Annotated in this window: 16 protein-coding genes and 1 pseudogene; 9 read left to right on the top strand and 8 right to left on the bottom strand. The window is 73.7% G+C overall.

Going from position 1 to position 19,374, the window contains the following annotated elements:
- Positions 1-18: 18 nt before the first annotated feature.
- The 6 genes and pseudogenes from ACFW6P_RS09250 (at position 19) to ACFW6P_RS09225 (ending at position 5,102) form a co-directional block, all read left to right on the top strand.
- Positions 19-367 (top strand): annotated as a pseudogene (locus ACFW6P_RS09250) (hypothetical protein).
- Positions 368-399: 32 nt separating this feature from the next.
- Positions 400-1,641, top strand: coding sequence for an NAD(P)/FAD-dependent oxidoreductase (locus tag ACFW6P_RS09245; protein ID WP_386355195.1), 1,242 nt, complete (start codon positions 400-402; stop codon positions 1,639-1,641).
- A 101-nt stretch (positions 1,642-1,742) separates the two neighbouring features.
- A complete protein-coding gene (locus tag ACFW6P_RS09240) occupies positions 1,743-2,108 on the top strand; it encodes an Rv2175c family DNA-binding protein (RefSeq protein ID WP_356435086.1) in 366 nt (121 codons plus the stop codon).
- 329 nt (positions 2,109-2,437) lie between these two features.
- Positions 2,438-3,100 carry a thiamine phosphate synthase gene (gene thiE / locus ACFW6P_RS09235; protein ID WP_386353553.1) on the top strand — a complete coding sequence of 221 codons (663 nt, stop codon included), beginning with the start codon at positions 2,438-2,440 and terminating at the stop codon, positions 3,098-3,100.
- Between the two features lie 95 nt (positions 3,101-3,195).
- Positions 3,196-4,119 carry a methylenetetrahydrofolate reductase [NAD(P)H] gene (gene metF, locus ACFW6P_RS09230; protein ID WP_386353555.1) on the top strand — a complete coding sequence of 308 codons (924 nt, stop codon included), beginning with the start codon at positions 3,196-3,198 and terminating at the stop codon, positions 4,117-4,119.
- Between the two features lie 56 nt (positions 4,120-4,175).
- Complete coding sequence (locus tag ACFW6P_RS09225; protein WP_386423283.1) at positions 4,176-5,102, top strand: hypothetical protein; 927 nt, start codon at positions 4,176-4,178, stop codon at positions 5,100-5,102.
- Positions 5,103-5,123: 21 nt separating this feature from the next.
- Here the strand turns inward: ACFW6P_RS09225 and ACFW6P_RS09220 are convergent, their stop codons facing one another.
- The 4 genes from ACFW6P_RS09220 to ACFW6P_RS09205 form a co-directional block, all read right to left on the bottom strand.
- Positions 5,124-6,614, bottom strand: coding sequence for a phytoene desaturase family protein (locus ACFW6P_RS09220; protein ID WP_386353559.1), 1,491 nt, complete (start codon positions 6,612-6,614; stop codon positions 5,124-5,126).
- 498 nt (positions 6,615-7,112) lie between these two features.
- Positions 7,113-7,742 carry a TetR/AcrR family transcriptional regulator gene (locus ACFW6P_RS09215; RefSeq protein ID WP_386353561.1) on the bottom strand — a complete coding sequence of 210 codons (630 nt, stop codon included), beginning with the start codon at positions 7,740-7,742 and terminating at the stop codon, positions 7,113-7,115.
- A gap of 113 nt (positions 7,743-7,855) precedes the next feature.
- On the bottom strand, positions 7,856-9,940 hold the full coding sequence (locus tag ACFW6P_RS09210) for a YhgE/Pip family protein (protein WP_386353563.1): 2,085 nt from the start codon (positions 9,938-9,940) through the stop codon (positions 7,856-7,858).
- Positions 9,912-10,694 (bottom strand): ATP-binding cassette domain-containing protein, encoded by a 783-nt coding sequence (locus tag ACFW6P_RS09205; protein ID WP_386423348.1) that lies wholly within the window; start codon positions 10,692-10,694, stop codon positions 9,912-9,914. Before ACFW6P_RS09205 ends, ACFW6P_RS09210 begins: the two co-directional genes overlap by 29 nt.
- Before the next feature lie 188 nt (positions 10,695-10,882).
- Between ACFW6P_RS09205 and ACFW6P_RS09200 the strand changes: the two genes are divergently transcribed.
- The 3 genes from ACFW6P_RS09200 to ACFW6P_RS09190 all read left to right on the top strand — a co-directional run bounded on the left by ACFW6P_RS09200 (position 10,883) and on the right by ACFW6P_RS09190 (position 13,177).
- Positions 10,883-11,446, top strand: a complete 564-nt coding sequence (locus ACFW6P_RS09200; protein ID WP_386423281.1) for an SAV_6107 family HEPN domain-containing protein — start codon at positions 10,883-10,885, stop codon at positions 11,444-11,446.
- Between the two features lie 210 nt (positions 11,447-11,656).
- Positions 11,657-12,499: a methyltransferase gene (locus ACFW6P_RS09195; RefSeq protein ID WP_386423279.1), complete on the top strand. Its 843-nt coding sequence runs from the start codon at positions 11,657-11,659 to the stop codon at positions 12,497-12,499.
- A 279-nt stretch (positions 12,500-12,778) separates the two neighbouring features.
- A complete protein-coding gene (locus tag ACFW6P_RS09190) occupies positions 12,779-13,177 on the top strand; it encodes a DUF3040 domain-containing protein (protein ID WP_386353569.1) in 399 nt (132 codons plus the stop codon).
- A gap of 468 nt (positions 13,178-13,645) precedes the next feature.
- On the opposite strand, the gene ACFW6P_RS09185 is transcribed toward ACFW6P_RS09190, so the two are convergent.
- From ACFW6P_RS09185 to ACFW6P_RS09170, 4 genes are all read right to left on the bottom strand, one after another.
- Positions 13,646-16,042: a DUF3488 and DUF4129 domain-containing transglutaminase family protein gene (locus ACFW6P_RS09185; RefSeq protein WP_386353571.1), complete on the bottom strand. Its 2,397-nt coding sequence runs from the start codon at positions 16,040-16,042 to the stop codon at positions 13,646-13,648.
- Positions 16,042-17,403, bottom strand: a complete 1,362-nt coding sequence (locus tag ACFW6P_RS09180; protein WP_386353573.1) for a DUF58 domain-containing protein — start codon at positions 17,401-17,403, stop codon at positions 16,042-16,044. The genes ACFW6P_RS09185 and ACFW6P_RS09180 overlap by 1 nt, the downstream gene beginning before the upstream one ends.
- Positions 17,403-18,446 (bottom strand): AAA family ATPase, encoded by a 1,044-nt coding sequence (locus tag ACFW6P_RS09175; protein WP_386353575.1) that lies wholly within the window; start codon positions 18,444-18,446, stop codon positions 17,403-17,405. The genes ACFW6P_RS09180 and ACFW6P_RS09175 overlap by 1 nt, the downstream gene beginning before the upstream one ends.
- A gap of 322 nt (positions 18,447-18,768) precedes the next feature.
- Positions 18,769-19,317: a beta-class carbonic anhydrase gene (locus ACFW6P_RS09170; RefSeq protein ID WP_386353576.1), complete on the bottom strand. Its 549-nt coding sequence runs from the start codon at positions 19,315-19,317 to the stop codon at positions 18,769-18,771.
- Positions 19,318-19,374 lie beyond the last annotated feature (57 nt).

Here is a 19,374-nt window from a genome sequence, read left to right as displayed (position 1 = left end):
AGTAAGGGAGCCTCGCCCATGGCCCGATCGCTCGACGGTCTCGTCCTCGCCCCGGTCGCCGACCGGGCCCCGGGCCAGGTGGGGACCCGCACCCGGTTCACCCACCACGAGCGGGACGGGCGGATCTGGGCCGACTACGCGGGCGGACGTCGTACACGGGCATCTCGTGGGTATGCGGGAAGGTGACAGGCTGGATTTCCGGTACGTCCAGCTCAAGCGGGACGGGTCCACCTCCTCGGGGCACTGCGTGTCGACGGTCGTGGAGCTGCCCGACGGGCGGGTGCGGCTGGAGGAGAGCTGGGAGTGGGAGTCCCAGCAGGGCAGCGGGACCAGCGTTGTGGACCAGGTCACGGCGCACGAGCACTGACTGACGGGGTGTCAGTTGTCTATGGTGATCAGGTGAGCGAGCAGACGCGGGAACCAGGGTCGTCCGCGCCGCGGCGCGTGGTCGTGGCGGGCGCGGGCATGGCCGGGGTGCAGACCGCGGTCGCCCTGCGCGAGCGGGGCTTCGCCGGCGACGTGGTCCTGATCGGCGCCGAGCCCCACCAGCCCTACGACCGGCCCCCGTTGTCCAAGGCCGTCCTGCTCGGCAAGTCCGAGGGTTCCGCCTTCGACGTGGACTTCGCGGCCCTCGGCATCGAACTGCGGCTCGGCTGCGAGGTGCTGCGGCTGCGCCCCGGCGACCACGAGCTGGACACCCGGGACGGGCCCGTCCCCTACGACGTCCTGGTCGCCGCGACCGGGGCCGATCCGCTCCGGCTGCCCGGCGCGGAGCACGAGCCGGGCGTGCATCTGCTGCGCACCCTCGACGACGCCGAGCGGCTGCGGCCTGTGCTGGCGGGGCAGGGTGCGATCGTGGTCGTCGGGGCGGGCTGGATCGGCGCGGAGTTCGCCACCGCCGCCCGGGAGGCGGGCTGCGCGGTGACCGTCGTGGAGGCCGCCGACCGGCCGCTGGCCGGGGCGCTGCCGCCCGAGGTCGCCGCGCCGATGGCCGGCTGGTACGCCGACGCGGGCGCGGTGCTGCGGACGCACGCGCGCGTGGAGCGCGTGGGGCCCGGCGCGGTGTACCTCGACGACGGCTCGCGGCTGCCCGCGGACGCGGTCGTCGTCGGCATCGGTGCCCGCCCCGCGACGGCCTGGCTGGCCGGGTCCGGGATCGAACTGGGCGCGCACGGGGAGATCCTGGCCGACGAGCACCTGCGCACCTCCGTGCCCGACGTGTACGCGGTCGGCGACTGCGCCTCCTTTCCCTCGGGCCGCTACGGCGAGCGCCTGCTGGTGCACCACTGGGACAACGCCCTGCAGGGGCCGCGCACGGTCGCCGCGAACATCGCCGGCCGGGCCACGGGGGAGATGCCGGCGGTCTACGACCCGGTGCCGTACTTCTGGTCCGAGCAGTTCGGGCGGTTCGTGCAGTACGCCGGGCACCATGCGGGCGCGGACCGGACGCTGTGGCGGGGCGACCCGTCGGGCCCGGCCTGGACGGTGTGCTGGCTGCGCGGCGAACGGCTGGTCGCGCTGCTGGCGGTGGGCCGGCCCCGGGACCTGGCGCAGGGCCGGCGTCTGATCGAGTCGGGCACACCGATGAACCCGGTGCTGCTGGTGGACCCCGCCAGACCACTGAAGGCGGCTGCCGCGTAGGGCCGCGGGCGCATGCGCGGGGCAGGGACCCGCCCCGCGCATGCGCCCGGGTGGACCGGGCCGACTTCCGGCTGTCAGCGGCGGATGGCAGGCTTGTTTCCGTGACCGAGATTGACGCAAAGATCGATGCTCTCGTCCCCGCCTGGCTCACTCTCCCCGACATCGCCGAGATGCTCGGCGTCGAGGTGACGCGCGTCCGGCAGCTGGTCAAGGAGGGCCAGCTCATCGCCGTACGCCGCGGTGAGAACCGCGCGCTGCACGTCCCCGCCGCCTTCATCGACGGGGACAAGGTCGTCAAGGGCCTGTCCGGCACCCTGACGCTGCTGCGGGACGACGGCTTCACGGTCGAAGAGATGCTGGAGTGGCTTTTCACTCCCGACCCCAGCCTGCCCGGCACCCCCGCGCAGGCTCTGAGCGAGAACCGCGGCACGGAGGTGAAGCGCCGCGCCCAGGCGCTCGCGGTCTGACCCGACCTCGACGGCCGAACAACCGCCCGGTGCCGTGAGAGCGGACCCGGGCCCGAACAAACCGCCCGGTGTGGGGCCGTGGTCCGCGAGGGCCACGGCCCGGGGTGGGCCGCGCCGTTCCCGGCCGTGCCCCGCCGGGCCGTGCCCCGCCCGCGGAGCGGGGCGTAAGGTGCCCGGGGCGGCCGCTGCGGCACCCGAGAGCAGCCACGCGGCACGCCACCGGTCCGACCGGGGCGCACCCGTGCGCCCCGGTCACCGGCACCCGCGCGCCACAGCCGCCGGCACCGGCACCCGTGCGCCACAGCCACCGACACCTCAGGGGGACCCACATGCCCGGCACCACCGTCACCGCCGCACGAGCCCGGCTCGCCGACGCCCGGGTCTACCTCTGCACGGACGCCCGTACACGGCAGGGCGACCTGGCGGAGTTCGCGGACGCCGTGCTGGCGGGCGGGGTGGACATCGTGCAGCTGCGCGACAAGGGCATGGAGGCGGCCGAGGAGCTGGAGCACCTGGCCGTCCTCGCCGACGCCTGCGCCCGGCACGGCAAGCTGCTCGCGGTCAACGACCGCGCGGACGTCGCCCACGCCGCCGGCGCCGGCGTCCTGCACCTCGGCCAGGGCGACCTGCCGGTTCGCGCGGCCCGGGCGATCCTCGGCGACGACGTCCTGATCGGCCGCTCCACCCACGCCGGGCACGAGGCCGCCGCGGCCGCCGTGCAGGAGGGCGTGGACTACTTCTGCACCGGCCCCTGCTGGCCCACCCCCACCAAGCCCGGCCGCCACGCCCCCGGCCTGGACCTCGTCCGCTCCACCGCCGCCCTCGGCACCGACCGTCCCTGGTTCGCCATCGGCGGCATCGACCTCGGCAACCTCGACCAGGTCCTGGAGGCGGGCGCCCGGCGCGTCGTCGTCGTACGGGCGATCACCGAGGCCGACGACCCGGGTGCGGCGGCGGCCTCCTTCGCGAAGCGGCTGCGTGAGGGGACGTGACGGCGGTTTGTCCAAGGGGTGGACAACAAGAGGGCATATGGGGCAATTCCCGGTGCCCGGTTGGGGGACCGACCGCCCCTGGCTAACCTGCCGGTATGGCCCTCGGCACCGCATCCATCAGGTCGGACCACGCGCGCACCGTCCGCGACATGCTCGCGACCGGCAAGACGACGTACTCGTTCGAGTTCTACGCCCCGAAGACCCCGAAGGGCGAGCGGATGCTGTGGAACGCGCTGCGGCGCGTCGAGGCCGTGGCCCCCGACTTCGTCTCCGTGACCTACGGTGCCGGCGGCTCCACCCGCGCGGGCACGGTCAAGGCGACCGAGGCCATCGCCTCCGACACCACCCTGACGCCGATCGCCCACCTCACCGCGGTGGACCACTCGGTGGCGGACCTGCGCAACATCATCGGCCAGTACGCCGACGCCGGGATCCGCAACATGCTCGCCCTGCGCGGCGACCCGCCCGGCGACCCGATGGGCGAGTGGGTGCCGCACCCCCGCGGCCTGGCGTACGCCGCCGAGCTCGTCGAGCTGATCAAGGCCTCCGGGGACTTCTGTGTCGGCGTCGCCGCCTTCCCCGCCATGCACCCGCGGTCCACCGACTGGGACAGTGACGTCCGCCACTTCGTCGACAAGTGCCGAGCGGGCGCGGACTACGCCATCACGCAGATGTTCTTCGAGCCGGAGGACTACCTCCGGCTGCGCGACCGCGTCTCGGCCGCAGGCTGCGACACGCCGATCATCCCCGAGGTCATGCCGATCGCCAGTGTGAAGACCTTGCAGCGGATCGGGTCCCTCACCAACGCCGCGTTCCCGGCCGCCCTGAAAGAGCGGATCCTCACAGCGCAGGACGATCCGGCCGCTGTACGCTCCCTGGGGATCGAATTCGCCACGGAGTTCTGCGCGCGGCTGCTCGCCGAGGGAGTACCCGGCTTGCACTTCATCACGCTCAACAACTCCACGGCGACCCTGGAGATCTACGAGAACCTGGGCCTGCACCGCCCACCGCAGGCCTAGAGCGTTCGCACCGGTATACGACACACTGCGTAACGGCCACTGGGAGAGGGGCGTACATGGGCTGGACGGTCCTCTACATCGCGTTCGGCATCGTCGCGCTGTGGCTGCTGGGCGAGGTGCTGCTGCAGTACAAGGCGCGGCTGCGCTGGCGGCTGCTGGCCTTCGGCGGGTTCCTCGGCGTCGTCCTCGGCGTGCTGATCTCGCAGGTCGTGGTGATCGGCCTGGGTGCCGCCGCCTTCGCGGTCGGACAGACCTACGTCACCCTCTCCTTCCGCAGCGGCTTCTCCGGCGGCTGGGCGATGAACACGCCGGGACGCGGCGGCAGCAAGCGCCGCCGCGCCGAGCGCGGCCGCCGGGAGCCGGCCCTGGAGGTCTCCGGCCTGGAGGCCGACGACGGCTACGGCGACGAGGGCGCCGACCACCGCGACGCAGCCGCCTACGGCCAGGACGACGACTACGACCGCGACGACGTCTTCACCCCGGTGCGCGCCGGCCGCGAGACCGCCGCCGAGTCCACCGCCGTCTACGCCCCGCAGCCCCTGCCCGAGGACACCGGCTCCTACGGCGTCTACGGCGACACGTCCTACCAGGCCCAGTCCCAGGACCAGTACGCCCCCCAGGGCTCCGACCAGTCCTACGCCCACGACCCCTCCGGCTACGGCCCGCAGCAGGACTACGACGCCACCGGCCGGCAGCAGTACGCCGCCTACTCCGATCCGTACATCGGCTCGGCGAACTACGGCGCGACCTCGTACGACACCGGCTACGGCGACCAGCGGTACTACGGCCAGCAGGGCTACGGCCAGCAGGACCCCTACGCCGGGACGTACGGCGGCGAGACCCCGCCCGGCGGGGTGTGGGTGCCGCAGCAGCGCAGCACCGACGAGTACGGGCAGGAACTGCCGCCGGAGCAGGGCCACCCCTACCAGGGCGGTCAGCAGCAGCCGCAGGGGAACGGCTTCGACGAGCAGTACCGTTTCTGAGGCGTCCCGCTCGGCGGCCGGTCACTGCGAGCCGCGGAACTCCGGCCCCTCCACGATCAGTCCCGCCACCAGCGCGCCCGACATGCCCGCGTGCGGCAGCCCGCCCCCCGGGTGCGTCCAGCCGCCCACGGTGAACAGGCCGGGCACGCGCGTGGTGGCGGCCGGATGCAGCAGCCGCCCCCCGGCCGCCGCCAGCGCCGGCACGGGCACGGCGCCGCCCTCCGCGCCGGTGGCCTCGGCGATGTCCGCGGGGGTGCGCACCTCGTGCCACAGGAGGCGGTCGCGCAGGTCCGGCACGGCGCGTTCGGCGACGGTGATCATGCGCTCCACGAGCTCGCCCCAGGGCAGGCCGAGCCGCGCGGGCACCACCGCCGACAGGGTGACCGCCTCATGGCCCTCGGGGGCCGTCCGCGGGTCGCCGGGCCGCAGCACCGTGACCGTGGGCGACGCGCCCGGCGCTCCCGCACCGAACAGCGCCTCCGCCTCCGCCTCACGGTCGGGTGTGTGCACCACCGTGCGATGCGCCGTGCCCTCGGGCCGGGCGCCGCGCAGGGCGAGCAGCGCCGTCAGCCGCCCGGCCGCGGGCGGTTGCGGGGGCGCGTCGCCGTCGCCTCGCAGCACCTGGCCCGCCGTCAGCCGGTCCAGGACGGCGGGCGCGACACCGGCGACCACGAAGTCCGCCTCCGCGACCGCCCCGTCGGCGAGCTCGATCCCCGAGACCCGGCCGTCCTTCTCCCGCACGCCGGTGACGTCGGAGCCGAAGTGGAACTCGACCCTGCGGGCCAGGCACCGCTCGTACACCGCGCGGGCCAGCTCCCGCAGACCGCCGCGGACGTACCAGGTGCCGAAGGCGTGCTCCATGTACGGCAGCACGGCCGCGCTGGCCGGGGCCGTCCGGGGGTCCAGCCCGTAGGCGAGGGCGTGGCTCTCCAGCAGCGCCGCCAGACGGGGGTCGCGCAGCTCCCAGGCGCCGATCTCGGCCAGGGTGCCGGCCCGGCGGGTGCGCAGCAGCCGTTTGTGGGGCACCGCCGGGTAGGGCTCGCGCTCGGCCAGCACCTGCCAGTTCGGCCAGAGCGGCTCCTCAAGGAGCGGCCGGCGGGTCCGGTCCCAGGCCTCGCGGGCCCGGACCAGGAAGTCGCCCCAGCGCCCGCCGGCGCCCGAGCCGAGCGCCTCGTCCAGCGCCGCGACCACGCCCGCGCGTGAGGCGTTCGGCAGGGACACCGCGGTGCCGTCCGCGAACGCGTGCCGCGACGAGGGGTCCACCTGGACCAGCTCGACGCACGCCTCCAGCGGTTCCTTTCCGGTCTTGACGAACAGGTCGCGGTAGACGGCGGGCAGCGGGAGCAGACCGGGGCCCGTGTCGAAGGAGAACCCGTCGCGCTCGAAGCGGCGCAGCGCGCCGCCGTAGGTGTCCGTCCGCTCGTACACCGCCACCCGGTGGCCCGCGACGGCCAGCCGGGCGGCGGCCGCGAGGGCGCCCATCCCGGCGCCGATCACCGCAATCCGTGCCATGCCAGGGACTTTATCCGCACCCTCCGGCAGCCCCCGGCGGGAGCCCCCCGACGACGCCCCGGGACGGCACGCGGCGCCGGCCCCTTCCGAGTACGGGCGCGGAGGTGTCCGTGACCAGGGGGCGGAGCGTTCTGGGGCCGGGGACGCGGCACTGAGTATCCGTACCTAGTGCGGGAGTTGAGTACGCGCGCGGATGGGGAAGGACCTGCGGGAACGAGAGAGTGGACACACGGAGAGGGGCAGGGCTCCGGCACCGGCGACACGGGGCGCCGGTACGGAGCCGGCCCGCGATCCGCTCCTTCCGCCGGCGGTGTCGGCGGGAGCGAGGCACGGGGGGAGAACCGGGGGAACCGGGGGACGACCGCGACGGGGGTCCCGCGGGGTGCTCACGGGGAACGGAGAAGAAGGGAACGGGGGAGCACGGGAGGCGCCGGTTCGAGGTGGTCCGCGGGGGACGCGGGCACACCGGACCGGCGCCTCTCGTCTGTGCCGCCGCGGTCAGCGGCAGCCGCTCACCCGCCCCTGGAGCAGCCGGGACAGGGCCGCGTGGACGTCGTCCAGGGAGCGCTCCGGCTGGAAGGCCTTCCAGTCCAGGGCGGCCACCAGGACCATCCCGACCAGCGCGGACGCCGTCAGCGGCACGTCGATCTCCTCGCTGAACTCACCGCCCGCCACGCCGTCGCTCAGGACGTCCTCCACGACCGCGACCGCCTGCTGCCGGACCACCATCAGCGTGGACTGCCAGGTGCGGTTGGTGCGCCACAGCTCGGCCACGTACAGCTGCGTGAAGGCCGGGTAGCGGTCGATGAAGACCAGGCCCGCCCGGATCATCGCGTCCAGGGCGTCGACCTTGCCGACGCCCTGCCGGGCGGTCCGCTCGGCCGCGTCCCTGAGGGAGGCGGTGAGGAGTCCCACCCCGTGCCGCAGCAGCTCCTCGAAGAGGACGGACTTGCTCGCGAAGTTGTAGTAGACGGTGCCCTTCGCGACCCCGGCACGCTCGGCGATCTCGTCCACGGTCGTGGCGGAGAACCCCTGCTCGGCGATGAGAGTGACGGCCGCCTCGTAGAGCTTCTGCCGGGTGGCCTCGCGGCGCGTGCTGCCGCCCGACGCGGCACTGCTGCTTTCCATGGCCCTGATTGTCACAGGAACCTTTCCGGGAGAGGTGCCGGAAGGGCTCACAGGAACCCTTCCGGGAGAGGAGGCGCGGCTCACAGGGACCTTTCCGGGAGAGGGGGCGCGGCTCACAGGCTCAGCTCCGGGTGCAGCCGGTCCAGCGTCCACACCTGGCGCCTGCGGGCCGCCACGGCGGTCAGCGCGAGGGCACCCGCGGTGAACGCCGTCAGGACGGCGCACGCCTGCCACACCGGTTCGAGACCACCACCCGTGATGAGCCTCCGGAGGGCCTCGACGACGTAGCTCATCGGCAGGAAGGGGTGCAGCGCGTTGAAGAAGCCGGGGCTCGTCTGCACGGGGTACGTGCCGCCCGCCGAGGTCAGCTGCAGCATCAGCAGCGCCAGGACGAGGATCCGCCCCGCCGCCCCGAACCGGGCGTTCAGCCACTGCACGATCGCCGCGAAGCACGCCGTCACCAGGAACAGGAAGCCCACCGTCCCGGCCGCCCGGGCCATCTCCAGGCCGACCGCCCAGTGCAGCACCGACATCAGCGCCACCGTCTGCAGCACCCCGATCGCCACCACCGGCAGCCAGCCCGCCAGCGCGATCCGCCACGCCGGGGCGCCCGCGGCCAGGGCGCGCCGGTTCATCGGCGTGATCAGCATGTACGCCACCATCGCGCCCACCCACAGGGACAGCGGGATGAAGTACGGGGCGAAGCCGGTGCCGTAGTTCGGGGCCTTGTGGAGGTCGTGGGAGGCCAGCCGCACGGGGTCGGCCATGACCTCGGTGCGCCGGTCGCGGTCCTGCTCGTCGTAGTCCGGGATCTTCTCCGCCCCGTCGTGCAGACCGCCGGCGAGCTTGCCGGAGCCGCCGACCAGCTTGAAGATGCCGCCGTTGAGGTCGTCCGCGCCCGTCTTCAGCTTGCCGACGCCCTTGTCCAGGTCCACCGCACCGGTCTTCGCCCTGCCGAGCCCCTCGTGCAGCTTCTTCGCGCCGGCGGCGACCTTGCCGGCCCCGTCGTTCAGCTTGTTGATCTTCCGGACCGCGTCGTCGAGGTCCTCGGAGAGGTGCGGCGCGCGATCGGCCAGGGCCTGGGACTGCTTCTGCAGGGTGGCGAGGTTCTTGTCGAGCTTCTCCAGGTCGCCGTCCTGGTCCGCGACCAGGGTGTCGAGGTCGTCCGCTATGACCGCCACGTCGGCCGCCGCGTCCTTGGCCCTCTCCAGGTCGGCGCAGGCGGCGTCGGGCACGACCGGGTCGTCGCAGCGCCGGGCGTGGACGTCGTCCAGCGTGCCGGACGCCGCGCGGGCGCCCTTTGCGGCGGTCGGGGCCGACTCGACCAGGGTGTCCAGGTGCTTGCGGATCACGCCGGAGGAGTCGGCCACCAGCTCGGCCGTCTCGCCGATGGTCTTCTCGTTGCCCCTGAGGAACGGGCGGACCTTGTCCGCGGTGCCGTTGACCTGGTCGGCGAGCTTCTGCGTGCCGTCCGAGACGCCCTTCGAGCCGGTCTCCAGGGCGCCCGCCCCGTTCGTGAGCTTCTTCAGGGCCTTGGCGAGGCTGCCACTGCCGTCCTTGGCGTCCCGCAGGCCGTCGGCGAGGTCCTTGGAGCCCTTCTCGGCCTTGCCGATGCCGCCCTTGAGCTTGTCGGCGCCCTCGGCGGCCTCCACGGTCTCGCCGTGGATGTCGGAGAACGACACGAAGATCCTGTCGAGGAAGGACCGGGAGGTCTTCGTGGACGCGGCCTGCCGCACCTCGTTGAAGACCGTCCGGGAGATCTGCCCGACGATGTAGTTGTTCGCGTCGTTGGTGCGCACCCGCAGGGCGCCGGTCTCCGGGGACGAGCCGGAGCTGGAGGCGATGCGCTCGCTGAAGTCGGCGGGCATGGTGAGCGACAGGTAGTAGGTGCCGTCCTCGACGCCCCTGCGGGCCTCGGCGGCGCTCACCTCACGCCAGTCGAAGGTCTTGCTGTCGCGCAGCCGCTCCGTGATGTCGTCGCCCGCCGTGACCTTCCTCCCGTCGGCGGTCGCCCCCTTGTCGTCGTTCACGAGCGCCACGGGGATCCGGTCCAGACGGCCGTACGGGTCCCAGAACGACCACAGGTACAGCGCGCCGTACAGCAGGGGCAGCACCAGCACGGCGACCAGCGCGGCCCGCGGCAGCTTGCCCCGGCCGAACCGGCGCAGCTCAAGCGCGGCCAGTCTCGGCGATCGCATCGGCCTTCTCCTCTCCACGGTCGGGCTCGCCGGTGGTGGCGGTGGTCCCGGGGTCGTCGGCGTCCCGGTCGCCCCCCGTGGACACCCGGACGGTGTCCTGCGGTGCCTCGCTGCACACGGCCAGCACCGTCGTCCCCGCCTCCGCGAGGGACCTGAGCAGGGCCCACGCCTCGGCGCGCTCGCCGTCCGAGGGATTGAGGTCGGTGTCGTCGACGCCGAGCAGCCGCGGCCGGCCGATGAGCGCCAGGGCGACCGACAGCCGTAGGGCCTCCAGCCGCTCCAGATCGCGTACGGCGGTGCGCGGCCCCTTGGGCAGCGTCCGCAGGTCGAGGCCGGCGGCGGCCAGCGCCTCGTCGACGCGCTGCCCCGAAGCGGCCGCCCGCTCGGCGCGGGGCCGCAGCAGTCCGCGCAGGGAGTCGCCGAACCGGCGCTGCAGCAGGGCCCGTTCCCGCAGGTGCTCCCCTACGGTGAGGGCCGGGTCGAGATCGGTGACCCCCGGGACGTGCGCCAGGGCGCTGATCCGCCGTACCGCGGACAGGTGCTTGGGCAGACGCGCGGCGCCCACCGTCGCCGTGCCCTCCGTGACCTTCATCCGCCCCGTCAGCGCGAGCAGCAGGCACGTCCGGCCGGACCCGGACGGTCCCTCCACCGCGACGAGCGATCCCGGCCCGGCGTCGACGGAGATCCCGCGGACCGCCCACCCCCTCGGCCCCTTGATCCCGAGGCCCTCGGCGGCGATCCGCACCCCTCCCATCGGTTCCCCCACGAGTCTCCCCTGGCATGCAGAAAATTGAACTGACTGGTCAGTACAAAAACTACTCCGAACCCAAGAGCGAAGCAAAATCGCAGGTCAGATCGGATTGTCAGTGCCATACCTCACGATGGGTCACATACGGCACTTCGTAACCGACGTGCCGTCACACAGACGACAGGAGGTTCGTCATGGCCACCTATCACGCAGCAGCCGCCCGTCGGCGCCGCGCCACCGGCCCTGCCCCCTCACTGAACGGTCCGGCGAGCGACGTCCACCCCGTGCTGCGCAGGGCGGCGGCCCCGCCCGCGGCCCTCGACCTGCTCGCCCAGGCCCGCGCGGGTCTCGACGAGGCCACCGTCCTGCAGACACCGAACGAGCGCTACGCGAGGGCCCACCTCGCCGCACTGCGCACCGCCGCCGCCGTCCTCGCCGCCCGGGGCCGGCCGGAGACCTCCTCCCGGGCCCGCGCCAAGATCCGGAGCGCCTGGGAGGTGCTCCCAGAGATCGCGCCCGAACTGACCGAGTGGAGCGCCCTGTTCGCCGCGGGCGCCCGGCGCCGTGCCCGGGCCGAGGCGGGCATCCAGGGCGCGGCCACCCCCCGGGAAGCCGACGACCTCATACGGGACGTGTCGATGTTCCTGCGCCTTGTCGAGCGCATGCTGGTCCTCCAGCCGGTCCTTCCCCAGCCGCGCTCGGACCAGGACCAGCCGGAGGAGCAGGGACCGGACCCCGGCATGCCGGACGCGGGCTGACCGCTCCCATGCGGTCCGGCCGGGGTGGTCCGGTCCGCCCGGGCGCGCCATCGGCGCAGCTCCGGTCGGTACCGGTCCTACGGGTCGCCCCGTCCGAGGCAATAGGGTGGGGGACGCCTGAAGTCCTCCCACCCCGTACGCCGGGACCGGGAGGGCAGCCCGTTCGCTCCGCCGCGCAAGAGGCGGTGCCGCGCCGAGGAGTCAACTGCCGTGTCGGACCCGATGCGACCCCGCGCCTCACTCCGTACCGCCGTGGTCTGGGAGGTCCTCCAGGACGCCCTGGACCGCCGGGTCAAGGCCACGGGCCGGGAGTCGCTCGACGTCCTCGACACAGGAGGCGGCAGCGGCAACTTCGCGGTGCCCGTCGCCCGGCTCGGCCACCGGGTCACCGTGGTCGACCCCAGCCCCAACGCGCTGTTCGCCCTGGAGCGCCGCGCCGCCGAGGCCGGTGTCGCCGAGCGGGTCAAGGGCCTGCAGGGCGATGCCCACGGCCTCTTCGACGTGGCCGAGCGCGGCGGCTACGACGTGGTGCTCTGCCACGGCGTCCTGGAGTACGTGGACGACCCGGCCGAGGGCGTCCGCAACGCGGTGGCGGCCCTGCGTCCGGAGGGCGTCCTCAGCCTGCTCGCCGCGGGGCTCGGGGGTGCCGTGCTCTCCCGTGCCCTCGCCGGGCACTTCAAGGAGGCCCGGCAGGCCCTCGGCGACCCGAACGGACGATGGGGCACGGGTGACCCGGTCCCGCGCCGCTTCACAGCCGAGCAGCTCACGGGCCTGGTCGAGGGCGCGGGTCTGCGCGTCGGCGCCGTGCACGGCGTGCGGGTCTTCGCCGACCTCGTGCCCGGCGTGCTCGTGGACACCGAGCCCGGCGCCCTGGAAGCGCTGCTGAAGCTGGAGGAGGCGGCGGCGGAGGTTCCGGGCTTCCACGCGGTGGCCACGCAGCTCCACGTGCTCGGTGAGACGGGCGCGGCCTCTGGGACGGATGGGACCGACGGGACCAACGACGCCCGTGAGATCAGCGGGGCCGATGAGACCGGTGGGGCCGTCGGGGCGTGAGCCGGTTCCTGGGGCACCGCCGCTGATCAGCGGCGGGGCTGCGCATGGAGTACGCCACAGGCCCCCCGAATGGGCGCTTGGCGCCGTATGATCGAGGGAGACCGTTCCGGCATGACGGGTCGGCCGCCGGGGAATGGAAGCCTCAGCGAGCCGGGACGTCGTGGCGGATTCCTGGTTGGCCAATTGGCGCAGAGGGGCGGGTTTCACGGGGGCGATTCCCTGCCTATCCTGAAGGGACCCCCCGGGTCGCCCCGGCGACTGCACGATGAGGAGGACTCCGTGCCGCTCTCGGAGCACGAGCAGCGCATGCTCGAGCAGATGGAGCGAGCGCTGTACGCCGAAGATCCCAAGTTCGCGTCGGCGCTCGAGGGAAGCGGGCTGCGTACGTACACCCGGCGGCGGGTCTACCAGGCGGTCGCGGGCTTCATCGTAGGTATTGCGCTCCTCATGGCCGGTATGGTCGCCAAGCAGGTCTGGCTCAGCGTCGTGGGCTTCCTCGTCATGCTGGGCTGCGCGGTGCTCGCCGTGACCGGCTGGCGCAAGGCCCCGAAGCCGGGCGAGCAGACGGCCGGTGCGGCCGGGCCCCACGCCCGCAGTCAGAGCCGGCAGCGCCGCTCCATGATGGACCGCATCGAACAGCGCTGGCAGAAGCGCCGCGACGAGCAGGGCGGTCACTAGCCCCCTCGCGCTGCCTCCTCTCCAGGCCTCCGTGAACACGTTCGTCAGGGGGTGACCACCGGGCCGGTGGTCACCCCCTGACGCATGCCCGCAGCCGCTGTGATTCGCAACGTGGAGCCCAGAACCCGAACCGGAGCCGGCAGTCTGGGATCCGGAGCCCGTAGCCCGCCCCCGGACGTGACGAGACCCGGACAAGACCCCGGACAGGCGCCCTCACGGCCGGGCCGGTCTCAGCCCACCCGGTCAGGCTCTCACGTCCGGGCCGGTCTCAGTCCTGGTGCCGGATGCCTTCTGTCCCCGGGCCGGTCTCAGTCCTGGTGCCGGATGCCTTCTGTCCCTGGGCCGGTCTCAGTCCTGGTGCCGGATGCCTTCTGTCCCTGGGCCGGTCTCAGTCCTGGTGCCGGATGCCTTCTGTCCCTGGGCCGGTCTCAGTCCTGGTGCCGGATGCCTTCTGTCCCCGGGCCGGTCTCAACCCTGCTGCCCCGACGCCTTTCGCCACCACGTCGGTCGCAGCGCCAGGACCCGCTCCCGCAGTCCCGACCACCAGGCCGACACCGTCCACACCACGCGCACGGTCGAGCGCGGGGCGAGCAGGGCGCGGAGCCGGGTGGTCCGGCCGGCCGCGGCGTTCAGACCCGCCGTCGCGCGGCGGACGTCCTCCGTGAGGCCCGCCGCGAGGAGGGGGCGAGGCGCGTACAGGACCTGCTCCACCGCGTTCGCCACGCGGTGCACCGCGGCCTCCGCCGTCTCGTCCAGGCCGCCCAGCCGGACGATCCGGGCCGCCGCCTGCCGCGGAGTCCGGGACTCGTCCGGCACGATGCCGAAGTCCCACACGGTGTCGGTCAGCTCCTGCCAGACGGCCAGCGTGTGCGGTGCCGCGTCCGCCTCGCCGCGCCCGTGCGCGCCCAGCCGCACCGAGCGCGTCCGCAGCCGCCACAGCATCGGCACCAGGGGCAGCCCCAGTACGGCGAGGCCGGCCAGGGCCCGCATCGCCAGCGCGTACCACGTCGGACCGCCGCCGCCCGTGGGCAGCGACGCCTGCGGTGACTCGCTGGCGCAGCCGCCGTCCAGCTTCTTCTGCTCGGGCGTGCAGCCCTCGCTCCGTGAGGGCGCCGCGGACGGTGCGCTGGACGCCGACTGCGACGGCTGCGCCGCCTCCGGCGCCGAGCTGTCCGGGGTGTCCGGCAGCGTGTACCGGGGCACCGAACCGCGGTTGGGCGTCGGCTCGAAGCGCGTCCAGCCCACACCCTCGAAGTACAGCTCGGGCCAGGCGTGCGCGTCCCTCAGCCCGACCGACACCGAGCCGTCGGCCTGCGGGGAACCGGGCGCGAAGCCCACCGCGACCCGGGCCGGTATCCCCAGGGAGCGGGCCATCGCCGCCATGGAGAACGAGAAGTGCACGCAGAAGCCCTGCTTGTCCCGCAGGAAGCGTGCGATGGCCTCCGAGCCGCTGCCCACCTGCACCCGGGTGTCGTACTCGAAGCCGCCGTTCACCGCGAACCAGTCCTGCAGCTTGACCGCCTGGTCGTACGGGTTGTCGGCACCGGAGGTGACCCGGCGGGCCGTGCGGGCCACCACCGAGGGCAGCGAGTCGGGCAGCTCGGTGAAGTCACGCGCGATCGCCTCGGCCGGCGGCCCCGCCGAGGCCAGCTGCTTCGCCGTCGGCTGCAGGTCCAGGCTCGTGACCCGGTAGGTCAGCCCGCGGGTGTTCTGGCCGTGGTCACCGACCAGGGTCATGCCCACGGGCTCGTAGCGCCAGTTGCCCGGGATCCGCACGCCGCTCGGCGGATACGGCATGGGCAGCCAGTCCTGGGCGTACCAGTCTGCCGCCGAGATCGTGGTGTCGACCTCGGTGCGCTTCACGTCGGGGCCGAGGCCGCCCGGTGTCGGGAACGTGCCGTCCGGGACCTCCGTGATGGAGCGGCGGGACGGCTTCCAGGTGGTGCCGTCGAAGTCGTCCAGGGACACGATCCGCAGGTACAGGTCCGAGACGTCCGGCATCTTCGTCCGCACGGACAGGACCTGCCGGTCATCCTCCGCGTTCAGGTTGTCCCGCAGCGACACCAGGGGGTTCACCGCGGAGATCGTGCCCCCGCCGCCCCTGCCGGTGCCGGCGCCCGCGCCCACCGAGTCCAGCAGGCCGCCGTTCATCGCGGGCAGGCCGAGCGGCACCACCAGGGCGATGCCCAGCGCCACCACGCCGATGCGCCGGCCGGTGCGCACCGGGGCGAACGCGCCGCTGTGCTCCCCTCCGGCCGTGCGCGGGGCACCGCCGAAGACGCGGCCCCACTGGGAGAGCCGGTCCCGTCCCTCGGCCAGCAGCAGCATCAGGTAGCCGGCCGCCGCGACCAGGAACCACAGCCAGTCCGAGTCCCCGTCGGACAGCCCCGCCGCCACCGAGTACAACGCGAGCAGGGGCAGTCCGGCCGGGGCGGCGCTGCGGAAGGTCACCGCGAGGGTGTCCACCAGCAGCCCGATGATCAGCACCCCGCCGATGAGCACCAGCCGTATGCCGTCGGACTGCAGGGGCGCCGGGATCGCGTACCGCGCTATGTCCTCCCCGCCCTGCCGGAGCAGGAGCGCGAAGCGGTCGAGGGCCTGCGGGCCGGGGACCAGCCCGGCCAGGGCCTGCTCACGGGCGAACAGGAAGGTCAGCAGCGCGACCGTGACCACGGTCTGCGCCGCCACCGTCAGGGGGCGGGCCAGCGGCACCCGGCGGGCCGCGGCGCCCGCACCGGCCTGCACGGCCAGCAGGAAGGCCGCCTGCACGATCCAGGTGGCCGGTCGGACGAGGGGCAGCAGGGCGCACGCCGCCGTCAGCGTGGCCGCCCACGCGCCCAGGGTCAGTCGTACCCGCCCGCTCATCACGGTCCCTCCCCGCCGCCCGCGGCGGCCACGCCCCTGCGCTCCCGGTCGGCCTGCCGCCACAGCTCGTCCAGACGGGCGCCCCGCGGCACGCCGAGGGCCGTCCACCCCGCCTCGCGCAGCAGACGCAGCCGCTCCTGGCCCCGGTCCTGCGGACCGGGCACGTCGCCCGGTTCCCGCGCCCACGCCCCGCTGTCCGGCACGAAGGCGACCGCTCCCGCGCTGCGCTGGCGCATCCGGGCGGCTATCGCCGCCTGCTCCTCGTCCAGGTCGCCCAGGAACGCCACCAGCAGCCCCTCGTTGCCGCCGCGCAGCACGTCGTAGGCCCGGGACAGGCCCGCGCCGTCGGAGTGGTCGATCACGGCGAGGGTGTCCAACATCAGCCCGGCCGCGTCCGCCGACTCCTGGCTCACGCCCGCGAAGCCGTCCCCGCCCTCGCCGGGCACCGCGTTGCCGGTGTCCGTGAGCAGCCGCACCGAGAAGCCCCGTTCGAGCATGTGCACCAGCACCGAAGCGGCACCCGCGACGGCCCACTCGAAGGCCGAGTCCGGTCCCGCGCCCTGGAAGGCGATGCCCCGGGTGTCGAGCAGCACCGTGCAGCGGGCCCGCTGCGGCTGCTCCTCGCGGCGCACCATCAGCTCGCCGTAGCGGGCCGTGGAACGCCAGTGCACGCGGCGCAGATCGTCGCCGTAGCGGTATCCGCGCGGGATCACGTCGTCCTCGCCGGCCAGCGCGAGCGAGCGCTGCCGCCCGTCGCCGTAGCCCTTCGCCTCGCCGCTCAGCCGTACCGGCGCCAGCGGCTCGACGCGAGGGATCACCGTCAGGGTGTCGTACGACGAGAAGGACCGGGTCAGTTCGCACATGCCGAACGGGTCGGTCAGGCGCAGCTGGAGCGGGCCCAGCGGGTAGCGGCCGCGCAGGTCGGAACGGACCCGGTAGGACACCTCGCGCCGGCCGCCCGCCTCGACCCGGTCGAGCACGAAGCGGGGACGGGGGCCCAGCACGTAGGGCACCCGGTCCTGGAGCATCAGCAGGCCCGTGGGCAGCCGCGAGACGTTGTCCATCCGCAGGTGGACCCGGGCCTCGCTGCAGGCCGGTACCCGCGCGGGGGAGAGGCGGCGGCTGCCCGCCACCCGGTAGCGCGTGCGGTACAGCACCGCCGCGCACACCAGCGGCAGCACCGCCAGCAGCAGGCCCACCCGCAGCAGATCGCTCTGCCCGAGCACGTAACTGCAGACGGCGGCTGCGACGCCGGCGGCGAGGAAGGAGCGTCCGCGGGTGGTCAGACCGGCCAGGGCGGTGCGGATGCCGCCCTTGTCGCCCCGGTCGGCCTCCGCGCGCCCCGCCCCCGCGGTGCTCATCACAGCCTCCGCGGGGGGTGCGAGGGATACGTCGAAGCCGTGCGGCCCACGGCGCCGAAGCCGTTCTGCTGGTGCTGCGGTGCCGCCGGGACCGGGGTGCGCTGCAGGATCTCCTCGACGACCTGCTCGGAGGTGCGGCGGTTGAGCTGCGCCTGGGCGGTGGGCAGCAGGCGGTGGGCCAGGACGGCGACGGCGAGGGCCTGCACGTCGTCCGGCAGGGCGTACTCCCGGCCGCTGAGGGCCGCGGACGCCTTCGCCGCGCGCAGCAGGTGCAGGGTCGCACGCGGGGAGGCGCCCAGTCTGAGGTCGGGGTGCGTGCGCGTGGCGCCGACGAGGTCGACCGCGTAGCGCCGGACCGGCTCGGCCACGTGCACGCCGCGCACCGCCTCGATCAGCTTGAGGATCTCGTGCGCGTGGGCCACCGGCTGGAGGTCCTCCAGCGGTGAGACGCCGCCGTGCACGTCCAGCATCTGCAGCTCGGCCTCCGCGCTGGGGTAGCCGACCGAGACCCGGGCCATGAAGCGGTCGCGCTGGGCCTCCGGCAGCGGGTAGGTGCCCTCCATCTCGACCGGGTTCTGTGTCGCCACCACCATGAAGGGGCTGGGCAGCTCGTAGGTCTTGCCGTCGATGGTGACCTGGCGCTCCTCCATCGACTCCAGGAGCGCGGACTGCGTCTTGGGGGAGGCGCGGTTGATCTCGTCGCCGATGACCACCTGCGCGAAGATCGCACCCGGCTTGAACTCGAAGTCGCGGCGCTGCTGGTCCCAGATGGACACACCCGTGATGTCCGAGGGCAGCAGGTCGGGCGTGAACTGGATGCGCCGCACCGAGCAGTCGATGGACCGGGCCAGGGCCTTGGCCAGCATCGTCTTGCCCACGCCGGGGACGTCCTCGATCAGCAGGTGCCCCTCGGCGAGCAGCACGGTCAGCGAGAGCCGTACGACCTCGGGCTTGCCCTCGATCACGCCTTCCACCGAATCCCGCACGCGCTCCACCACGGCGGTCAGATCAGTGAGGCTCGCTCGATCGTCATAGGTCGTCACCCGGCCCTCCTCGGCCTTTCCCACACTCCCAGGGAGCACGGGATACCCCGTTCTCCCGGGCCGACGTCGCGTGACGCGGGCCGGCCCACCCCGAACACGGGCACCACGCGTGAAAAGTTCCGCGCGACGCCCACACCCGCATTCTTGCTGCCGTTACCGATTCGTGTCACTCGACTGTGGACAACCGGCCGCGATATGTCGGTCTTGCGGCCTTTCGAGCGTGTGATTGACCGGCTTTCGGCGGCTGCGGCAGGTGGCCGTTCTGGGCGGGCCGCCCCGCGACTCGCTGGTCAGAGGCGCGGGAAAGTCCTGGCCGGAGGCGTCAGGAGACCGGGTCGACCTCCCGCAGCAGACCGGTCCGCACGTCGAACACGAATCCCCGCACATCGTCGGTGTGCGGCACGAACGGCGAGGTGCGCACGCGCTGCATCGACTGCCGCACGTCCTGGTCGACGTCCCGGAAGGACTCCACCGCCCATGCCGGGCGCTGGCCGACCTCGGCCTCCAGCTCGTTGCGGAAGTCCTCGGTGAGGCTCTCCAGACCGCAGCCGGTGTGGTGGATCAGGACCACGCTGCGCGTCCCGAGCTTGCGCTGGCTGATGGTCAGGGAGCGGATCACGTCGTCGGTGACGACGCCGCCCGCGTTGCGGATCGTGTGGCAGTCGCCGAGTTCCAGGCCGAGCGCGGCGTGCAGGTCGAGCCGGGCGTCCATGCAGGCCACGACCGCGACGTGCAGGACGGGGCGGGCGTCCATGCCCGGGTCGGTGAAGGCCTGCGCGTAGCGCTCGTTCGCCTCCACGAGCCGGTCGGTGACGGTGCCGCCGGTTGACGCGGCGTCAGGGCCAGTGGGAACCGATGCAGAAGTCGTCATAACCATGACGGTACTGTTCACGACGGCTTTCAGCCCGCTGTGAAAGGGGACAAAAAA

Source organism: Streptomyces sp. NPDC058741, assembly GCF_042746715.1.
Lineage (GTDB): Bacteria > Actinomycetota > Actinomycetes > Streptomycetales > Streptomycetaceae > Streptomyces.
Note: the sequence above shows the minus strand (reverse complement) of the source record. Positions and strands in the feature narration are given on the sequence as shown.